The sequence below is a fragment of the Myxococcus guangdongensis genome, from assembly GCF_024198255.1.
GTDB classification, from domain to species: Bacteria; Myxococcota; Myxococcia; order Myxococcales; family Myxococcaceae; genus Myxococcus; species Myxococcus guangdongensis.
Map to the genome: position 1 here is coordinate 102,752 of NZ_JAJVKW010000008.1, position 15,761 is coordinate 118,512.

The 15,761-nt window shown below is 70.3% G+C and carries 13 protein-coding genes and 1 pseudogene; 8 read left to right on the forward strand and 6 right to left on the reverse strand.

The genetic code is table 11. The annotated features are described in order from the left end of the window. The first annotated feature begins 56 nt into the window (after window positions 1-56). From LXT21_RS24390 to LXT21_RS24400, 3 genes are all read left to right on the forward strand, one after another. The gene (locus LXT21_RS24390) at window positions 57-872 is read left to right on the forward strand and encodes an EI24 domain-containing protein (RefSeq protein WP_254040579.1); all 816 of its coding nucleotides are present in this window, start codon (window positions 57-59) and stop codon (window positions 870-872) included. Window positions 873-1,090: 218 nt separating this feature from the next. Further along, window positions 1,091-4,330 (forward strand): MXAN_5808 family serine peptidase, encoded by a 3,240-nt coding sequence (locus LXT21_RS24395; protein WP_254040580.1) that lies wholly within the window; start codon window positions 1,091-1,093, stop codon window positions 4,328-4,330. Window positions 4,331-4,504: 174 nt separating this feature from the next. Further along, window positions 4,505-5,389 carry a hypothetical protein gene (locus LXT21_RS24400; RefSeq protein ID WP_254040581.1) on the forward strand — a complete coding sequence of 295 codons (885 nt, stop codon included), beginning with the start codon at window positions 4,505-4,507 and terminating at the stop codon, window positions 5,387-5,389. Between the two features lie 9 nt (window positions 5,390-5,398). Here the strand turns inward: LXT21_RS24400 and LXT21_RS24405 are convergent, their stop codons facing one another. Then, window positions 5,399-6,124 (reverse strand): glycerophosphodiester phosphodiesterase, encoded by a 726-nt coding sequence (locus tag LXT21_RS24405; RefSeq protein WP_254040582.1) that lies wholly within the window; start codon window positions 6,122-6,124, stop codon window positions 5,399-5,401. A gap of 113 nt (window positions 6,125-6,237) precedes the next feature. Here LXT21_RS24405 and LXT21_RS24410 point away from each other — a divergent pair, with 113 nt between their 5' ends. Beyond that, window positions 6,238-6,462, forward strand: a complete 225-nt coding sequence (locus LXT21_RS24410) for a twin-arginine translocase TatA/TatE family subunit (protein WP_254040583.1) — start codon at window positions 6,238-6,240, stop codon at window positions 6,460-6,462. Window positions 6,463-6,661: 199 nt separating this feature from the next. Here the strand turns inward: LXT21_RS24410 and LXT21_RS24415 are convergent, their stop codons facing one another. The 3 genes and pseudogenes from LXT21_RS24415 to LXT21_RS45450 form a co-directional block, all read right to left on the reverse strand. After that, the gene (locus LXT21_RS24415) at window positions 6,662-7,477 is read right to left on the reverse strand and encodes a hypothetical protein (RefSeq protein ID WP_254040584.1); all 816 of its coding nucleotides are present in this window, start codon (window positions 7,475-7,477) and stop codon (window positions 6,662-6,664) included. A 6-nt stretch (window positions 7,478-7,483) separates the two neighbouring features. Beyond that, entirely contained in the window at window positions 7,484-8,992 is a 1,509-nt protein-coding gene (locus tag LXT21_RS45445) for a hypothetical protein (RefSeq protein ID WP_254040880.1), read from the reverse strand. A gap of 1,107 nt (window positions 8,993-10,099) precedes the next feature. Continuing rightward, a pseudogene (locus LXT21_RS45450) lies at window positions 10,100-10,198 on the reverse strand (zinc-ribbon domain-containing protein); the annotation flags it as partial. 165 nt (window positions 10,199-10,363) lie between these two features. Here LXT21_RS45450 and LXT21_RS24430 point away from each other — a divergent pair. Continuing rightward, entirely contained in the window at window positions 10,364-11,026 is a 663-nt protein-coding gene (locus LXT21_RS24430; RefSeq protein ID WP_254040585.1) for a polyhydroxyalkanoate synthesis regulator DNA-binding domain-containing protein, read from the forward strand. A gap of 7 nt (window positions 11,027-11,033) precedes the next feature. Here the strand turns inward: LXT21_RS24430 and LXT21_RS24435 are convergent, their stop codons facing one another. Together LXT21_RS24435 and LXT21_RS24440 are read right to left on the reverse strand one after the other, a co-directional pair. Beyond that, a complete protein-coding gene (locus LXT21_RS24435; RefSeq protein WP_254040586.1) occupies window positions 11,034-11,837 on the reverse strand; it encodes a ParA family protein in 804 nt (267 codons plus the stop codon). Window positions 11,838-11,872: 35 nt separating this feature from the next. Next, window positions 11,873-12,181, reverse strand: coding sequence for a hypothetical protein (locus tag LXT21_RS24440; protein ID WP_254040587.1), 309 nt, complete (start codon window positions 12,179-12,181; stop codon window positions 11,873-11,875). A 165-nt stretch (window positions 12,182-12,346) separates the two neighbouring features. Between LXT21_RS24440 and LXT21_RS24445 the strand changes: the two genes are divergently transcribed. The 3 genes from LXT21_RS24445 (at window position 12,347) to LXT21_RS24455 (ending at window position 15,706) form a co-directional block, all read left to right on the forward strand. Beyond that, on the forward strand, window positions 12,347-13,261 hold the full coding sequence (locus LXT21_RS24445) for an ArsA family ATPase (RefSeq protein ID WP_254040588.1): 915 nt from the start codon (window positions 12,347-12,349) through the stop codon (window positions 13,259-13,261). Beyond that, window positions 13,258-14,370 carry an ArsA family ATPase gene (locus LXT21_RS24450; protein WP_254040589.1) on the forward strand — a complete coding sequence of 371 codons (1,113 nt, stop codon included), beginning with the start codon at window positions 13,258-13,260 and terminating at the stop codon, window positions 14,368-14,370. The genes LXT21_RS24445 and LXT21_RS24450 overlap by 4 nt, the downstream gene beginning before the upstream one ends. A gap of 196 nt (window positions 14,371-14,566) precedes the next feature. Next, window positions 14,567-15,706 carry a tetratricopeptide repeat protein gene (locus tag LXT21_RS24455; protein ID WP_254040590.1) on the forward strand — a complete coding sequence of 380 codons (1,140 nt, stop codon included), beginning with the start codon at window positions 14,567-14,569 and terminating at the stop codon, window positions 15,704-15,706. Window positions 15,707-15,761 lie beyond the last annotated feature (55 nt).

Consider the following 15,761-nt stretch of genomic DNA (forward strand, 5'->3'; position numbering starts at 1 on the left):
GCGCCCTATATAACGGGGACCTCCGGACCCGCTGTCGATTCGCGCACTGGCCCGCCATGAGCCCTCCCTCTCCCATCCCCACTGTGTCCCCCCAGCCGCGCCTGTCCGATTTCTTCCAGGGCCTGGGCCTCCTCGGCCGGGCCGCGGGCCTCATCCTGCGCTCCCGCCGCCTCTTCGTGCTGTCCACCCTGTGCGCCGTCGTCACCGCCATCGCCCTGGTGGGCCTGGCCTGGCTGCTGTACCACTACGCCCCCCAGGCCCTGGGCTCCGTCTGGCCCCTGCCCGAGTCCTGGTACGGCCGGGGCGCCTGGTACACGGTGCTGGTGCTCGCGGGCCTGGTGCTCTGGGTGGTGGGCGCCAACATCGTCCCGCCCCTCCTGCTGGCCCCCCTGCAGGATCCGCTGTCGGAGGCCACCGAGGCCCTCTGTGGAGGAAACGACGGCCCACCCTTCACCCTGGCCGGCTTCGTGCGGGGCATCACCACGGGCCTCTTCCACACGCTCGCCCGGCTCTTCTTCCTGGTCGCCGGGCTGACGCTCCTGCTCCCCCTGCACCTCATCCCCGGGGTGGGCAGCGTGCTGTGGACGGTGCTCGGGGCCCTGTGGACGATGACCTGGATGGCGGGCGAGTTCCTGGCCGCCCCCATGACGCGCCACCTGTACCCCTTCGCCGAGGTGCGCCGGATGCTCCGCCAGCGCCGCGCCCTCTGCCTGGGCCTGGGGGCGGGCGTCTACGTCCTGCTCTGGGTGCCGATCCTCAATACGTTCTTCCTCCCGGTGGCCATCGTCGCGGGGACCCTCCTCTACCGGGGGTTCCTGAAGGCAGGCCTCCTGCCGCCCCCTCCCGGGGCCAGCCAGGGGGCGCTGCCCTGAAATAAACGCCTCCACCGACTGTCGGAGCCAACAGGGCGGGAACGCAGTGCCCGCCAGGGACGTTCTGCCTCTTCAGCGGAGAGTCGACGCCTTGAAGCACCAGAAAGCCGTGATTAGGCTTGCCCGGCCGCTTCAATGCCCAGCTACCGTTTCAAGGGTTCGGATTTTCTAGGCATTTCACGTCACACCCCGGAGCGCCGAACGGTGCTCCAGCTTGGATGAATCACATGCCGCGTTTTCTCCGCCGCATCTCCGCCGTAGCCGTGCTCCTCGGAGCATGGGCCCTCGTGGGCAGCCATCGCGCGCCGATACCGCTGATGATGGGCGCGGCCGAGGCCGGGCAGGCGCAGGGCACCTGGGACGGCAGCCTGCCCTCCGCGAAGGGCGAGAAGGCGCCGCATGACCTCAACAGCCTTCGCGTGCTGACCAAGGTCATCCTCTACGTGAAGGAGAACTACGTCGACCCCAAGCGCATCAAGCCGAAGGAGATGATGATCTCCTCGCTCGAGTACGTGGAGAAGAGCGTCCCGGACGTGCTGGTGGACGGCAACCCGGAGACGGGCAAGCTGTCGGTCAACGTCAACGGCAAGTCGCGCGAGTTCGACATCGCGCACGTCGACTCGCTGTGGAAGATGTCGTTCGCGCTCAAGGACGTCTTCGACTTCCTGTCGAAGAACATGCGCCCCATCGAGGACACGCGCGACATCGAGTACGCCGCCGTCAACGGCATGCTGTCCACCCTGGACCCGCACTCGGTGCTGCTGCGCCCGGAGCTGTACCGGGAGATGAAGCTGTCCACCAAGGGCGAGTTCGGCGGCCTGGGCTTCGTCATCCAGATGCGCGAGGGCAACCTCACCGTCGTCAAGGTGCTGCCCAAGACGCCCGCGCACCGCGCCGGCATCCAGAAGGATGACCGCATCAAGAAGATTGGCGAGGAGTCCACCGTCAACATGGACCTCAACGAGGCCGTGTCCAAGCTGCGCGGTCCGGTGGACAGCCGCATCACGATCACCGTGGAGCGCGACGGCTGGGAGAAGCCGCGGGTGATGACGGTGGCGCGCGCGATGATCTCCATCGAGAGCGTCCAGCACAAGATGCTCTCCGGGAACGTCGGCTACATCCGGCTGAAGAACTTCCAGGGCAACACCACGCGCGACCTGGAGGCGGGGCTGGGCGAGCTGCGCAAGCAGGCGGACGCCAAGGGCGGCTTCAAGGGCCTGGTGCTGGATTTGCGCGGCAACCCGGGCGGTCTGCTGGAGCAGGCCATCCAGGTGTCGGACACGTTCCTGTCGAGCGGCACCATCGTCGCGACGGTGGGCCTGTCGGACAAGCTGCGCGAGGAGAAGCGCGCGCGACCCACGGAGGGCGAGGACTCCTACCCCATCGCGGTGCTGGTGAACGCGGGCAGCGCGTCGGCGTCCGAAATCGTGGCGGGCGCGCTCAAGAACCTGAACCGCGGCGTCATCATCGGCCGGCAGACCTTCGGCAAGGGCAGCGTGCAGGTGCTGTACGACTTCCCGGATGACAGCGCGCTGAAGCTGACCATCGCCAAGTACCTGACGCCCGGCGACGTCTCCATCCAGGAGGTCGGCATCGTCCCGGACATCCAGCTGGTGCCCACCCGCGTCACCGACGAGCGCGTGGACGTGTTCGCGTCGCGCCGCTCCATGGGCGAGGCGGACCTGGACCAGCACTTCGGCAACCCGGACTCGGCCACCGTCGCCAAGAAGCGCGAGGACGTGCTGGACCGCGAGAAGCCGCGCGAGAGCCTCAAGTACCTGAAGGTGGACCCCAAGCAGCAGGAGAAGCTGGCCGCCGCCGCCAAGGAGGAGCCCAAGCCGAAGGTCGCCGCCACCGAGAAGCCGGAGAAGAAGCCGCACGGTGAGAACGACCCGCTGCTGGACGTGGCGGGCCAGGGCGAGGACCTGGACGACCAGCTGGACGCGGAGTCCCAGGATGAAATCAAGGAGGACTTCGAGGTGCAGTTCGCGCGCGACTACGTGCTGCGCGCGCCGGCCACCACCCGCCAGAAGATGCTGGAGCAGGGCAAGCCCTTCATCGAGCAGAAGCGCCGTGAGGAGGAGACGCGCATCAACAACGCCATCGCCGCGCTGGGTGTGGACTGGAGCCCGGGTCCCACGCCGAAGAACGTGCAGCTGACCGGCACGCTGACGCCGACTCCGGACACGAAGATCATGGCCGGCGAGCTGCTGGAGATGGTGGTGACGGCGGAGAACAAGGGCGGCGAGCCGCTCAAGCGCGTGCGCGCGTGGACCGAGAGCGACAACGCCTTCCTGGACCGCCGCGAGTTCATCTTCGGCGCGCTCAACCCGGGCGAGAAGAAGTCCTGGAAGGTGAAGGTGCGCCTGCCCAAGGATCTCACCAGCCGCCGCGACGACGTGACGGTGCGCTTCTTCGACGACCAGGGCGCGCTGCCGGAGACGCGCGTGTCGGAGCTGAACTTCGCCGAGCTGCCGCGGCCGTCCTTCGCGTTCAACTGGCAGGTCATCGACGACTGCGCCAGCTGCAACGGCGACGGCGTGGTGCAGCGCGGTGAGTCGGTGGCGGTGCTGCTCGACGTGACGAACGTGGGGCCGGGCACGGCGCTGGACTCGTTCACGCAGATCAAGAATGGCGGCGACGCGAACATCTTCATCGAGAAGGGCCGCTTCAAACTCGGCGAGCTGAAGTCGGGGGAGACGAAGTCCGCGCGCTTCCAGGTGGAGGTGAAGAAGGGCTACAAGGGCGACACCTTCCCGCTGAAGCTGGCCATCATCGACGAGCCCCTCGAGGAGTTCGTGATGGAGAAGATGGAGCTGCCGGTGAAGGACGCGGCGGTGGCCACGATGGAGCCCAAGAAGGGCACGGTGCGCATCGCGGAGAAGGTGGAGCTGTTCGGCTCGCCGGTGGAGAACGCCCGCACGGTGGCGAAGCTGAACTCCGCCGCGGTGCTGCCCGTGGAGGCCGCGACGAAGGGCTTCCTGCGCGTGGAGTTGGAGAAGAACCGCTTCGCCTTCGTGCGCACCCAGGACGCTCGCGAGGTGAAGGCCGGCAAGCCCGTGGCGCCCAAGGTGGCCTGGACGACGACGCGCCGTCCGCCGGACATCAAGCTGGACGCGGACCCGTCCTCGGGCGGCCTGGTCGCCAACGGGGAGAAGTTCACCCTGTCCGGCGTGGTGACGGACCCCAACGGCCTGCTGGACGTGTACGTGCTGGTGAATGACCAGAAGGTCTTCTTCAAGGGCGTGGACCCGGCCAAGGGCGAGCCCAACACGTTGAAGTTCTCCACCGAGTTCACGCTCAAGGAGGGCAACAACAACGTGCTGGTGGTGGCGCGCGAGAGCACCGACTTCGCCAGCCGCCGCACCCTGGTCATCCGCCGCCGTCCCGCGGAGGTCGCCCAGACGGTGCCCGCGCCGGGTCAGCCGGCGGGGACGGTCAAGCCGCGGCAGCAGTAGTCCTCCGGCCCCCGCGCCGGACGCAGCCTCCCGGGCGGTCCGTTCCGCCAGTTCTCCTCACGGAGACTGGCGGGAGGGGCCGCCCGTTTTGTTGACGCTCCGCGCGAGCAGGCGTTAGCGTCCGACGCCGTGGGGCGCCCCCGGCCGGCGGGTGCTCGGGAGGCGGTGACTCGAATGCGGACGTTCAGTCGGTGGCTCGCCCTGGCGGCGTGTGTCTCGGGAGCGACCGCGTACGCGGACCAAAACGACCTGCGCATCTCCGAGTTCGGAGATCCGGCGACGCGCGCCTCCGCCAACGCCGACTTCCAGGCCTTCGCGCGCATCATGGGCGCCGCCATCACCTCGGCGAACCTGATGCCGCCGGAGACGACGGGGCACTCGGCCTGGGCCATCAACGCGGAGCTGTCCGTGGTGTCGATTCCGGACAGCGTGCGCATCCCCACCGAGAACCCCCAGCAGCCCTCCACGGTGCTCATCCCCTCCTTCCACGTGCGCAAGGGCCTGCCCTTCTCGCTGGAGCTGGGTGGACGCGTGGGCTGGGTGGAGAAGAGCAGCCAGGTGGTGGCCACCGGCGAGGTGAAGTGGGCCGTCAACGAGGGCTTCACGTGGCTGCCGGACGTGGGCGTGCGCGGCCACGTGACGAAGCTGTTCGGCACCCGGGACTTGAGCCTCACGGTGATGGGCCTGGACCTGGGCGTGGGCAAGTCATTCCCCCTGGGCGGCATGGTGACGTTGACGCCCTACGGCGGCCTGGACCTGGGCTTCGTCGGCGCCACCACCAGCCGCATCGACTTCCAGCCGGACCGCTCGTACGAGGACTCCACCGGGAACGACTCGCGCGCGGCGCTGGACGGCACGGCGCCGTACCGGAAGGTGTCCTTCGGCGACAACGTGAACCAGCGCTTCTACGGCGGCGTGCGCTTCATCGGCGGCGTGCTTCAGCTGGGCGCGGAGCTGTCGATTACCCGCACGGGCAGCGTGGAGGACCCGGGCGCGAGTGAGAACCGGGGTCTGCCGGGGGTCTTCGCGTTCAGCACCACGCTGGGCCTGGACTTCTGAGCGCCTGACTCAAGCCGCGGCGCGCAGGGCTTCACGCACCGCGCCCGGCCTGTTGGTGATGAGGTAGCTGACGCCCATGCGCTCGAGTTCGCTCGCGCGTGCGGCGTCATCCACGGTCCACGCGGCCACGCGCAGCCCCGCGGCGCGCCAGGTGGCCACCCGCTCCGGCGTGCAGTCCACGTGGTACGGGTGCACCGAGTGCGACGACACGAGCGGGCTCACCGCGTAGGCCTGCACGCCCCAGCGCCGGTCCGGGTCGATGAGGTAGCCCCGGCGCAGCTCGGGCGCGGCGTGGAGCAGCCGGAACAGGCACAGCGGGTTGAAGCTGGAGATGACCACGCGCTCGGCCATGCCCAGGTCACGCACGAGCCGGGCCACCTTGCGGGCCAGGCCGTCGTCATCGAAGCGCTCGCACTTCAGCTCGATGTTGACGATGAACTGTGGGGGCAGGGACTCCAGCACCTCCTCCAAGAGGGGGATGCGGGCTGGAGCGAAGCCGAGGGGGGAGCCCACGTCCGCCTTCTGGAGCTTCCACCAGGGCGTGGTGCGCACCTCCCACGGCAGGCGGGCCAGGCGCTCCAGGCGCTCGTCGTGACAGACGACGACCTCGCCCGAGCCGCACACCATGGCGTCCAGTTCCACGCCGTCGGCGCCCTGATGGACGGCCTCGGAGAAGGCTTCCAGGGTGTTCTCGGGGGCGTCGGCGGAGGCGCCTCGGTGGGCAAGCAGGAGCATGGGCGCAGTGTGCGACGGAAGCGGCCGGCGCGTGCAGCCGAAGTGCGGGCAGGCGTCCACGGCTGGACGCGCGGCTTGCCTCCCCCGCCCCTTTGCTGCACTGTGCCCTCATCATGGGCCTCGGCCTCGGAGAACTCATCGTCCTCGGCTTCATCCTGCTGGTGGTCTTCTCGGCCGCCCGGATGGGTCAGCTCGGCAACGCGGTGGGCAAGTTCGTCTACTCGTTCCGCAAGGCGTCCAAGGGCGATGACCTCGTCGACGCCAAGTCGCTGCCGTCCTCGCGTCGGGGCTCCACCGACGCCGAGTACACCGACCAGGACGCCCCGCGCCGCCGCTAGGCCGGCTGGCTCCCCTCCTCACAGCTCGACGCGGTCCGGGCCCTGTGCGCGCCACGTGTCTTCAGTCCGGGCCGTGAGGCTGGAGCGTGCGCACCGCGCGCCCACCGCACGGTTTGCGTCCGCCGGGCCTCGGAGTGTCCGACGTGAGTTCGCGGCACGCCTGTGGTTCGCGACCTCGTGAGGTAGAGACCAGCTCGGCTCAGTCCGGCCCGTGGTGTCCGACGCGGGCCCTGGGTGCTTCCGTCGCTTCCGGGCGCGTGGCGCGGAGGGACTCGGGGCCCTCGGCCAGGAGACGAGCGGCCTGCTCGCGCAGCGAGGCGTGCACGGCGTTGTCCGAGATGAGCTCGCGCAGGTCCCCCGTGTTGAGCAGCGGGACGATTTTCGCGCCCACCTCCGGAGGCAGGTACGGGTTGAAGACGAGCGCCCGGCGCACGGCGTGGCGCACGGACCAGCGCGGAGACCTCCAGATTTCGAGCAGCGGCTCGGGACGCGCGGGACGGCGAGCGGCCACGCGCACCACCAACTCCTCGGTGAGGCGGGGGTTGATGAGGACGTTGCGCAGGACGGAGGGGTTGCTCACGGTGGCCAGGCGCGACAGCGTGTCCGGGTCTCTCGTGAGCCGGGCCTGCTGCTTGAGGTGCCCGAGCGACTGCGAGAAGGCGTTGGCGTCCGCGCGGGCGGCGGCATCCGGGTTCATCTCGCGCTTCGCGGGGCCTTGGGCGAACAGGTCCGCCACGGTGTCGAGCGACTGCACATGCGCGAGCCTCCGCAGCGCGCCCACGTGCGGGATGTGCTCCGCCTCCTGCGCGAGCGCGGCCATGAAGTCGGACAGTACGCAGGTGGCGGGCTCCCAGCCCTGACGGGCCAGGGAGATGAGGTGCCCCACCAGCTCATTCGCGTCGAGCGGGTCTCCGCGTGACAGCTCCCTCGCGGCCGCCTTGCGACGCACGGACGCACCGCCTCCGAGCGCGTGGAGGAATCGGACGACGTTGCGAGCTTCCTCCAGCGAGGGCATGGCGGCTCACTCCGTGGGCTTGGCCTGGGCTGGCGCGGTGGGCTCGGAGGGAGGAGGCGCGGCCGCGGCGGGCGCGGGGACGGCCTCCACCGTCACTTCGAGCCGGAAGCCATCGAGGGAGGCTGGGTACTCGTGGAAGACGAGCAGGAAGGGCGCTCGGCCGCCGGGAGCCACGGAGATGGCGGCGGAGTCCATGCGTTGACGCAGGGCCAGGGCCGACTCGGTGTTGCTCACCGCGAACAACTCCTCCGACGTGGCCACCGAGCCCGCGAGTCCTTCGACGGAGCGCACGCGCTGGTTCCCATCGAAGAGGGCGCCGCGCACGCGCAGGTGCGTGGCCGCGGAGGTCCGGTTCTCCGCGTCGCCTCGGATGAAGAAGAGCGGCTTGCCGGACTGCGTCTCGTACAGGCCGTTGGACACGTCGAGCGCCACCAGCGGCGTGGGCGCGGGGACGACGAGCGAGCGCAGGCGCTCGGGCGAGAGGACCGAGAAGTCCACCCTGCCCTCGTGCAGATAGACCCAGCCCAGCGCGCCCAGTCCCACCACGAGCGCGGCGGCGACCACGAGGTTGACGAACAGGGCCGTCACCTTGCGCGCGCGGCTGGGCGGGCGGGCCTGGGGGATTCCGACGTCCTCGGGCCGGGCCGTGGGCTTGGCCACGGAGACCACGGGCGCGGCGGACATGCTCGGGTCCAGCTCCAGCACCTCGCGATGCCCCACCCCGACGCCCACGCGTCCCAGGGTGACGCCGCCACCCTGGCCAGCGTCCACGGGAGGCACGTCGTCCAGGAGCGAGCTCAACGAAGCGCCGTGCGAGCCATCGTGGTCCATCGCGCCCGGAGACACATCACCGAACAACGCCGCGCGCCCGGTGTCCGAGGCCTCGAGCCCCGCGTGCTCACCCAAGGCATCGCCGCCGTCCGAGTTCAGGTCGAACAGGTCCTGCGCGCCGGGAGGCGACGAAGGGGGCTGTCCGGGTGACGAATGCCCGGGATGCGTCGCGTCGCCCAGGTCGAGGGACGCGAACGGGTCCGCACCCGCGGGAGGACGGCCCGGGAGCGTCGCGTCACCCGGCGCGAGGAAGGGGTCCACGGGAGCAGGGGCGGCGGGCGGACGCCCCGGTTGCGTCGCATCGCTCGGATTGAGCGGCGCGGTTCCCCCGCGAACGGGCGCGGCGGGAGGACGCCCAGCCTGCGTCGCGTCGTTCGGATTCGGCGGCGCGCCACCTCCACGAGAAGGGGCGGAGGTCGGACGCCCAGCGTCGTTCGGATTCGGCGGCGCGCCTCCCGCGCGAGCAGGGGACGACGGCGGACGCCCAGGCTGCGTCGCGTCGTTCGGAGCCAGGGCCGCGAACGGGTCCGCGCGGCCAGGAGCGGCGGGCGGACGGCCCGGCTGCGTTGCGTCGCTCGAGTCGAGGGCCGCGAACGGGTCCGGAGGCGGCCGACCCGCCTGCGTCGCATCGCCCAGGTCGAGCGAGGCGAACGGGTCCGCGGGAGGCCGACCCGCCTGAGTCACGTCACCCAGGTCGAGCGAGGCGAATGGATCCGCCGGCGGTGCCGGAGGACGCCCCGGAAGCGTCGCATCCTCGGGCGCCGAAAACGGCGAGGCCCCCGCCGCCACAGGCGAGGGTGGCCGCCCTGTCGCTGGCGCACCAGCACGCGGAGCCCCCGATTGAGGAGCCCGAGCAGACGGCGGCCCCGTCACACCCCCAGGAGCACGAGGAGCGGCGGTCTGCCCCGCCACCGGCGAACTCGCGGGAGGCGCCGAAGCAAACGGAGGCGGCGCCGCCAACGTCGCGTCGTCGATGTCGATGGACGCGAACGGGTCATCCTCGGCTGCGGGAGGCGCGGAGACCGCGGCCCGAGGAGCCGGCAGCGCGGGCCCGTCATCGATGTCGATGGACGCGAATGGATCCGCATCGAGCGGAGGCGCGGGCGGCTTCGCGCCAGGAGCCACGGGCGCGGGCACTGCGCCGAACGGATCCGCCGAGCCACCAGGAGCGGAGGGCGCGGCCAGGAAATCAGCGAAGGGGTCCGCGAGGTCCGCCCCTTGCGACGCGGCGCTTCCCGATGGCGGAGCCGTGCGGGCTGGCGCCCCCCGAGGCGCCGCGACACCCGGAGGCTGCCGGGACGCGATTCCGGGAAGGGGCACCGCGCCGGATTGCCGCGATGCGGCGGCCTCATCGACCGGCGGAGGCACCGCGCCACCGTACAACCCCGAGGAAGTGTCGACTGGCGGACGAACGGGCTGCGCGGCCCCGGGCAACGGAACAGCGCCCGCGTTGCGCGCCGCGGCGACGCCGGGACCGCCCGCCACGGGGGCACCCGAGGACTGCGCCGGAGGCAGCGGGATGGGACCCACACGGGTGGGCTCGCGGAAGACGCCGTCCTCCGTGTCCAGGTCCCCGTCCATGCTGTTCCACGAGCCATCCCCGGGGGCGGCTGGGGGGAGCGTCCGTGTCGCCGCGATGCCCTGCGCGAAGTAGCCAGGGCGCGTGATTTCAACGCCTTTGGGGTCGGCAGCGGCCCCGAAGGCGGCGAAGGGGTCGGCCTGCCCGGCCGACGAGGAAGGCGAGGACGCACCGGCATCCTCCCCGCCTGATTCGCGGGTGACGCGGAACGTGTTCTGACATTTGGTGCAGCGGACCTTGACCCCCTTCTCGGTCACCTTCTCGTCGGGGATCTTGAACCGCGTCTGGCACCGCGCGCACTTGACGATCATTCAGCAGGCCTGGGGCAGGCACGAGTATAGGAGCATCAGGTGGGTCCGGCGAGACAGGTTCTCGCTGCTTGCTCGCCTCCAACCCCTCTGGTACGAGGTTCGCCCCTGCGAGACTCAGGCATGGAAGGTGGCTTGGAGTCGAGCCCAAAAGGGGCGGAGAAACCGATGAGCGAGGCCGAGCAAGCAGGCGCTCCAAGCAGCAAGGAGCCGAAGATCATCAAGCGGTACACGAACCGGAAGCTCTACGACACCGTGGAGAGCCGGTACGTCACCCTCGATGAGATCGCCGCGATGATCAAGGAGGGCACCGAGGTGCGGATTGTCGACAACCGCACGAAAGAAGACCTGACCTCGGTCACCCTCGCGCAAATCATCTTCGAGGAGGAGAAGAAGAAGAACCAGATGCCGCTGTCGGTGCTGCGGGAGATCATCCGCCACCCCGGCGAGTCCATCTCGGGCTTCATCCAGAAGGAGGTCAGCCCTCGCGTCGCCTCCATCCGCGAGGAGGCCGAGTCCCGCCTCGACAAGCTCCTGCGCCGCGAAGAGGCCGTGAAGGCCGGCCTGGAGGTCCCTCCCGAGGAGCCCCTCCAGCAGGCCGCGGACGCCAACCTGCCCGCCGGTGGCCTGTCCCCCGCCGACCTGCTCAAGGCCAGCCAGCGCGCCTTCGAGGACTGGCAGAAGAAGATCGACGAGCGCGTGAAGCACGTCGTCGAGAACCTCACCGGCAACCTCCCCGCCCTGGGCCGCGACATGCAGTCGCTCACCCAGCGCCTCGAGGAGCTGGAGAAGAAGCTCGAGCAGATCGAGCAGTCGAAGAAGTCCGAGTAGCGAGCCGTCAGGCCCTCGGCGCCGCCCGCTTCCGCTTCCGGGGAGCGGGCCCGCCGTGAATCTCCGAGGCGATGGCGGCCAGCATCTGCGCGCCGCGGCTTCGGGGCGCGTACTCGAAGATGGTCTTCCCGTGGCTCTGGGCCTCGTCCACCTTCACGTCGTAGCCCAGCGGCGTCGTGGCGAGTGACTCCGGGAAGTACGCCCTGAGCCGCTCCAGAATCGCCGTGGCCAGCGCCGTCTTCCGATACAGCGTGGGCACCACCTTGGTGACGCTCAAATCCGAGCGACCCTCGGCCTCGCCCACCTGCCGCACCGTGTCCGCCACCTCCGCGCAGCCATCCAGCGCCAGGTACGTCAGCGCCACGGGCACCACCACCTCCGTCGCGGCCACCAGGATGTTGCGCGTGGTGAGCCCCATGGACGGCGGCGAGTCGAAGACGACGGCGTCGTAGCCCGCGTCCTTCGCCGCCTCCAGGCGGTCCGCCAGCCGGTGCGAGCGCCGCGCGTGGGACGCCACCACCACCGGGAAGTCCGCCATCTCCTTGTACGAGGGCAGCACGTCCAACCCGGCCACGGCCGTCGGCCGAACGACGTCCGCCAGGGCGACGGTGTCGTCGGTCAGCAGGTGGAAGACGTTGCGAGGAAGCGTGCGCACGTCCAGGCCGAGCGCCTTGCTGGCGTGGCCCTGCGTGTCCAGGTCCACCAGCAGCACGCGCATGCCGCGCTCCCTGGCGAGCCACGCGGCGGTGTTCACCGCCAGCGTCGTCTTGCAGGTGCCGCCCTTCTCGTTGATGAAGGCGATGCGCCGCATGGTGGCCTCGGGCTCCCCCGGACCTGCCCGGGTGATTACTTCTTCGACGGCGCCTTCTGCGCCACCAGGGTGTCCACCTTGCTCTCCACCGACGCCAAGAGCCGCTCCAGGTCGTCCACCTTCGAGCGCAGCTGCTCCAGGTCCGCCGTGGACGGCAGGTTCATGGCCGACAGGGCCGTGCGCAGCGCGCTGTCCAGCGTGCCCTTGGCCGACAGCGAGCGCGACACCAGCGTCTGCACCGTCGCCACGAACTTCTCGTTGGAGAGCAGCTGCTGCGCCAGCTTGCCGACGCGCTCCTCGCCCGTCTCCACGAGCTTCTTCATCACCGGGTTGTTCTTCAGCATGGGAAGCCTGGTTTTCACCCGCTCGGCGGACCTTGGCCGTCGGGACGTCGGGAAAAAGACGCCGCACTCTGCGAGGGGGCAACGCGACGTGTCAAGCAAGGCAACAACCCCGGGCCAAACGCGTTGACTCCTGGAGACTCGATTCCTACGGTTCGCCGCTCGCTTATGGCAGGGCTCCTGGACAAGCGGTTGTGGGTCGTCTCCGGCAAGGGTGGCGTGGGCAAGAGCACCGTCGCCGCGGCGCTCGCCCTGCGCTCGGCGCGCGCGGGGCGTCGGACGTTGGTGTGCGAGGTGAACACGCAGGAGCGCATCAGCCGCTTCCTCGAGCACCCTCCCGCCGGCCCCGAGGTGATGCTGCTGGAGGAGAACCTCTGGGCCGTGGACGTGCGCCCGCAGGAGGCCATGCGCGAGTACGGGCTGATGGTCCTGCGCTTCGAGACCCTCTACAAGACGGTCTTCGAGAACAAGCTGGTGCGCTACTTCCTGCGCTTCGTGCCGTCCCTGCAGGAGCTCGTCCTGCTGGGGAAGATCATGTACCACCTGCAGGAGAAGCTGCCGGACGGGCGCTGGCGCTTCGACACCATCGTCCTGGACGCGCCGGCCACCGGCCACGCCATCTCCTTCCTGAGCGTGCCGCAGGTGCTCGTGCAGACGGTGCCCCCGGGCCCCATGTCGCGCGAGGCCCAGAAGATGCGCGACCTGCTGGTGGACCCGTCCGTGACGGCGGCCGTCCTGGTGGCGCTCCCGGAGGAGATGCCGGTGAACGAGGCGCTGGAGCTGCACGCGGCGCTCAAGGAGCGGGTGCACCTCCGCACGCACGCGGCGGTGCTCAACCAGGCCATCCCCGAGCGCTTCACGGAGGCCGACCTGGAGGCGCTGGCGGGCCACCCGGAGTTGCACCCCGTGGCCCAGGCGCACCATGACCGCGCGGCGCTGACGGTGCTCGCGGGCACCAAGCTGGAGCGCAACCTTCACACGCCGGTGTTCACCATCCCCCGGCTGTTCCTCCCCGCGTTCGGGCGGGACGCCATCGAGCAGGTCATGGGTCACCTCGAAACACTGGTGATGGGGGAGCGGTGAGCACCACGGCCCTCGCGCCCGCGCTCGCGAACAAGCGCGTCCTCATCTGTGTCGGCTCCGGCGGTGTCGGGAAGACGACGGTGGCGGCCACCCTGGCCCTGCGCTCGGCGGTGGAGGGCCGACAGAGCCTGGTGTGCACCATCGACCCGGCGAAGCGGCTGGCCAACTCGCTGGGCCTGTCCGCGCTCGGCAACGCGGAGACGCAGGTGCCGGCCTCCGCGCTGGCGCCCCTGGGCGTCACGCCGCGCGCGGCGCTGTACGCGATGATGCTGGACATGAAGCAGACGTGGGATGACCTCATCACCCGCGTCGCGCCTCCGGAGCAGCGCGAGCGCATCCTCGCCAACCGCTTCTACCAGTCGCTCTCCACGGCCCTGGCGGGCAGCCAGGAATACATCGCGATGGAGAAGGTCTGGGAGCTGCGCCGCAAGGGCGAGTACGAGCTCGTCGTGCTGGACACGCCGCCCACCGCGCACGCGCTGGACTTCCTGGACGCGCCCAACCGCGTGCTGGACTTCCTGGACAACGAGGCGGCGAAGTGGCTGCTGGCGCCCGCGCTGAAGGCGGGCAAGCTGGGCCTGTCGCTCTTCAACCGCAGCGGCTACGTGCTGCGCGCGCTGTCCAAGTTCACCGGCACGGAGATGCTCCAGGAGCTCTCCAGCTTCATGCTGTCCTTGTCGGGCATGAACGAGGGCTTCCGCGAACGGGCGCGCGGCGTGCGCTCGCTCCTGGAGGACAAGACGACGGGCTTCGTGCTCGTGACCAGCCCCCACCCCGAGCGCATGGACGAGGCCATCCACTTCAACACCCTGCTCAAGCAGCACCGCATGGAGGTGGTGGCGCTGGTGGTGAACCGCGTGCATCCGCTGCCCACCGAGGCCATGTGGGCGGACGCGGCCACGCTGACGCCCACCCGCCGCGCCAAGATGGAGGAGACGCTGCGCGAGCTCCAGGTGCTCGCCGAGCAGGACCAGAAGGGCATCGCCCAGTTGCAGGCCGCCTGCCCGGGCATCCCCCTCATCCGGGTGCCGCGTTTCGGGCTGGACGTCCACGACATCACCAGCCTGTGGCAGACCGGCCGCTACCTGTTGGGCGACGACACCTTCTGAGCGGGCCCGGGCTCACCCCTCGTCGCGGCCAGCAGTCGCCCGGGGGCCGGACAGGCGGGACGGCGGCACGCGCGCCCCGGACGCATTAAACTGGGCGCGCCCACCCTCGTTGGTGGGAACTCCGAGGCACGGCGCGTTGTCCGGAGGCGGCAGGGCCAGGAGGACGCATTCCGTGACGCGGAACGAGCGAACGTACATGTCGGTCAGTCGCTGGGGCTGGGTGTTGGCGCTGGGCCTGGGTGTCGCCGGATGTCGGACGACGGGCGCGGCGGGGAGCTCGGACACCGCCCAGGTGACACCGGCGAAGCAGGAGATTGAGTTCGACGCGGTGACGGTGACCGCGGACCTGGAGCTGGACAAGCTCAACGACGAGGAGCTCTTCGCGGGGGGCACGTCCGCCTTCGCGGCCAACGACTTCAAGCAGGCGGCGCGCTTCTTCGGGCGGCTGGTGGACTTCCATCCCCAGAGCCAGCACCGCCGCGCGGCGCTCTACAACGCGGGGCTCGCCCACCAGCGCCTCAAGGAGTGGGAGGAGGCGTGGCTGCGCTTCTCCGAGCTGGCGGACGCGAAGGGGGGCCAGGGGGACGCGCTGGACGCGGCCTTCCGCGTGGCGGAGACGCAGTACCACCTGGAGCGCTACGACGAGGCCGTGGCCCTCTTGTCCACGCTCGCCGCGCGCGAGGACATCCCGGTCAACCGCCGAATCGAAGCGCGCGTGCAGCAGGGCGTGTGCGAGCTGGAGGCGGGCCGCACCGACGCCGCCGAGGCCACGCTGCGCAAGGCCCTGTCCGCCTACGAGGCCCTGTCCGACAAGGACGAGGTGGACGACTACTTCCCCGCGCAGGCGCACTTCTTCGTGGGGGAGCTGTACCGGCTCGACTACGAGGACGTGAAGCTGGACCCCGCCAAGGGCGCGGACAAGCTCGCCGAGGACCTCAACTATAAGGCGGAGCTGCTGTTGTCCTCGCAAGGCCACTACCTGCGCTCCATCCGCGTGGGCAACGGCTACTGGGCCACCGCGTCGGGCTCGCGCATCGGCGCCATGTACGAGGACCTCTACGCGCAGATGGTGAGCTCACCCGCCCCCTCGGAGCTCAACGCCGAGGAGGCCGTCGTCTACCGGCAGGAGCTGCGAAAGAAGATTCGGGTGCTGCTCACCAAGTCCATCAACATCTACGAGCGCACCCTGGAGACGGCCGAGCGCATCGGCTCGCAGAGCAGCTTCGTGGACCGCACGCGCGAGAGCCTCGCCAAGGTGAAGGCCCTGCTCTTGGCGGACGCGGAGGGAGAGCCCCCGCCGGAGCCTCCCGCCTCCAAGGACGAGCCGCACACCTGAGCCGCGGCTGAAAGTCGCCCGGAGGCCGCCCACTGGGCAGCCCCGGGCCGGGCGG

Bases quoted from the DNA above. Each gene is read 5' to 3' on its own strand.
- LXT21_RS24390 (WP_254040579.1), top strand. From the start codon at position 57: ATGAGCCCTCCCTCTCCCATCCCCACTGTGTCCCCCCAGCCGCGCCTG.
- LXT21_RS24405 (WP_254040582.1), bottom strand. From the start codon at position 6,124: ATGCTCCTGCTTGCCCACCGAGGCGCCTCCGCCGACGCCCCCGAGAAC.
- LXT21_RS24415 (WP_254040584.1), bottom strand. From the start codon at position 7,477: ATGCCCTCGCTGGAGGAAGCTCGCAACGTCGTCCGATTCCTCCACGCG.
- LXT21_RS24440 (WP_254040587.1), bottom strand. From the start codon at position 12,181: ATGCTGAAGAACAACCCGGTGATGAAGAAGCTCGTGGAGACGGGCGAG.
- LXT21_RS24410 (WP_254040583.1), top strand. From the start codon at position 6,238: ATGGGCCTCGGCCTCGGAGAACTCATCGTCCTCGGCTTCATCCTGCTG.
- LXT21_RS24445 (WP_254040588.1), top strand. From the start codon at position 12,347: ATGGCAGGGCTCCTGGACAAGCGGTTGTGGGTCGTCTCCGGCAAGGGT.
- LXT21_RS24430 (WP_254040585.1), top strand. From the start codon at position 10,364: ATGAGCGAGGCCGAGCAAGCAGGCGCTCCAAGCAGCAAGGAGCCGAAG.
- LXT21_RS24435 (WP_254040586.1), bottom strand. From the start codon at position 11,837: ATGCGGCGCATCGCCTTCATCAACGAGAAGGGCGGCACCTGCAAGACG.
- LXT21_RS24455 (WP_254040590.1), top strand. From the start codon at position 14,567: ATGTCGGTCAGTCGCTGGGGCTGGGTGTTGGCGCTGGGCCTGGGTGTC.
- LXT21_RS24395 (WP_254040580.1), top strand. From the start codon at position 1,091: ATGAATCACATGCCGCGTTTTCTCCGCCGCATCTCCGCCGTAGCCGTG.
- LXT21_RS24400 (WP_254040581.1), top strand. From the start codon at position 4,505: ATGCGGACGTTCAGTCGGTGGCTCGCCCTGGCGGCGTGTGTCTCGGGA.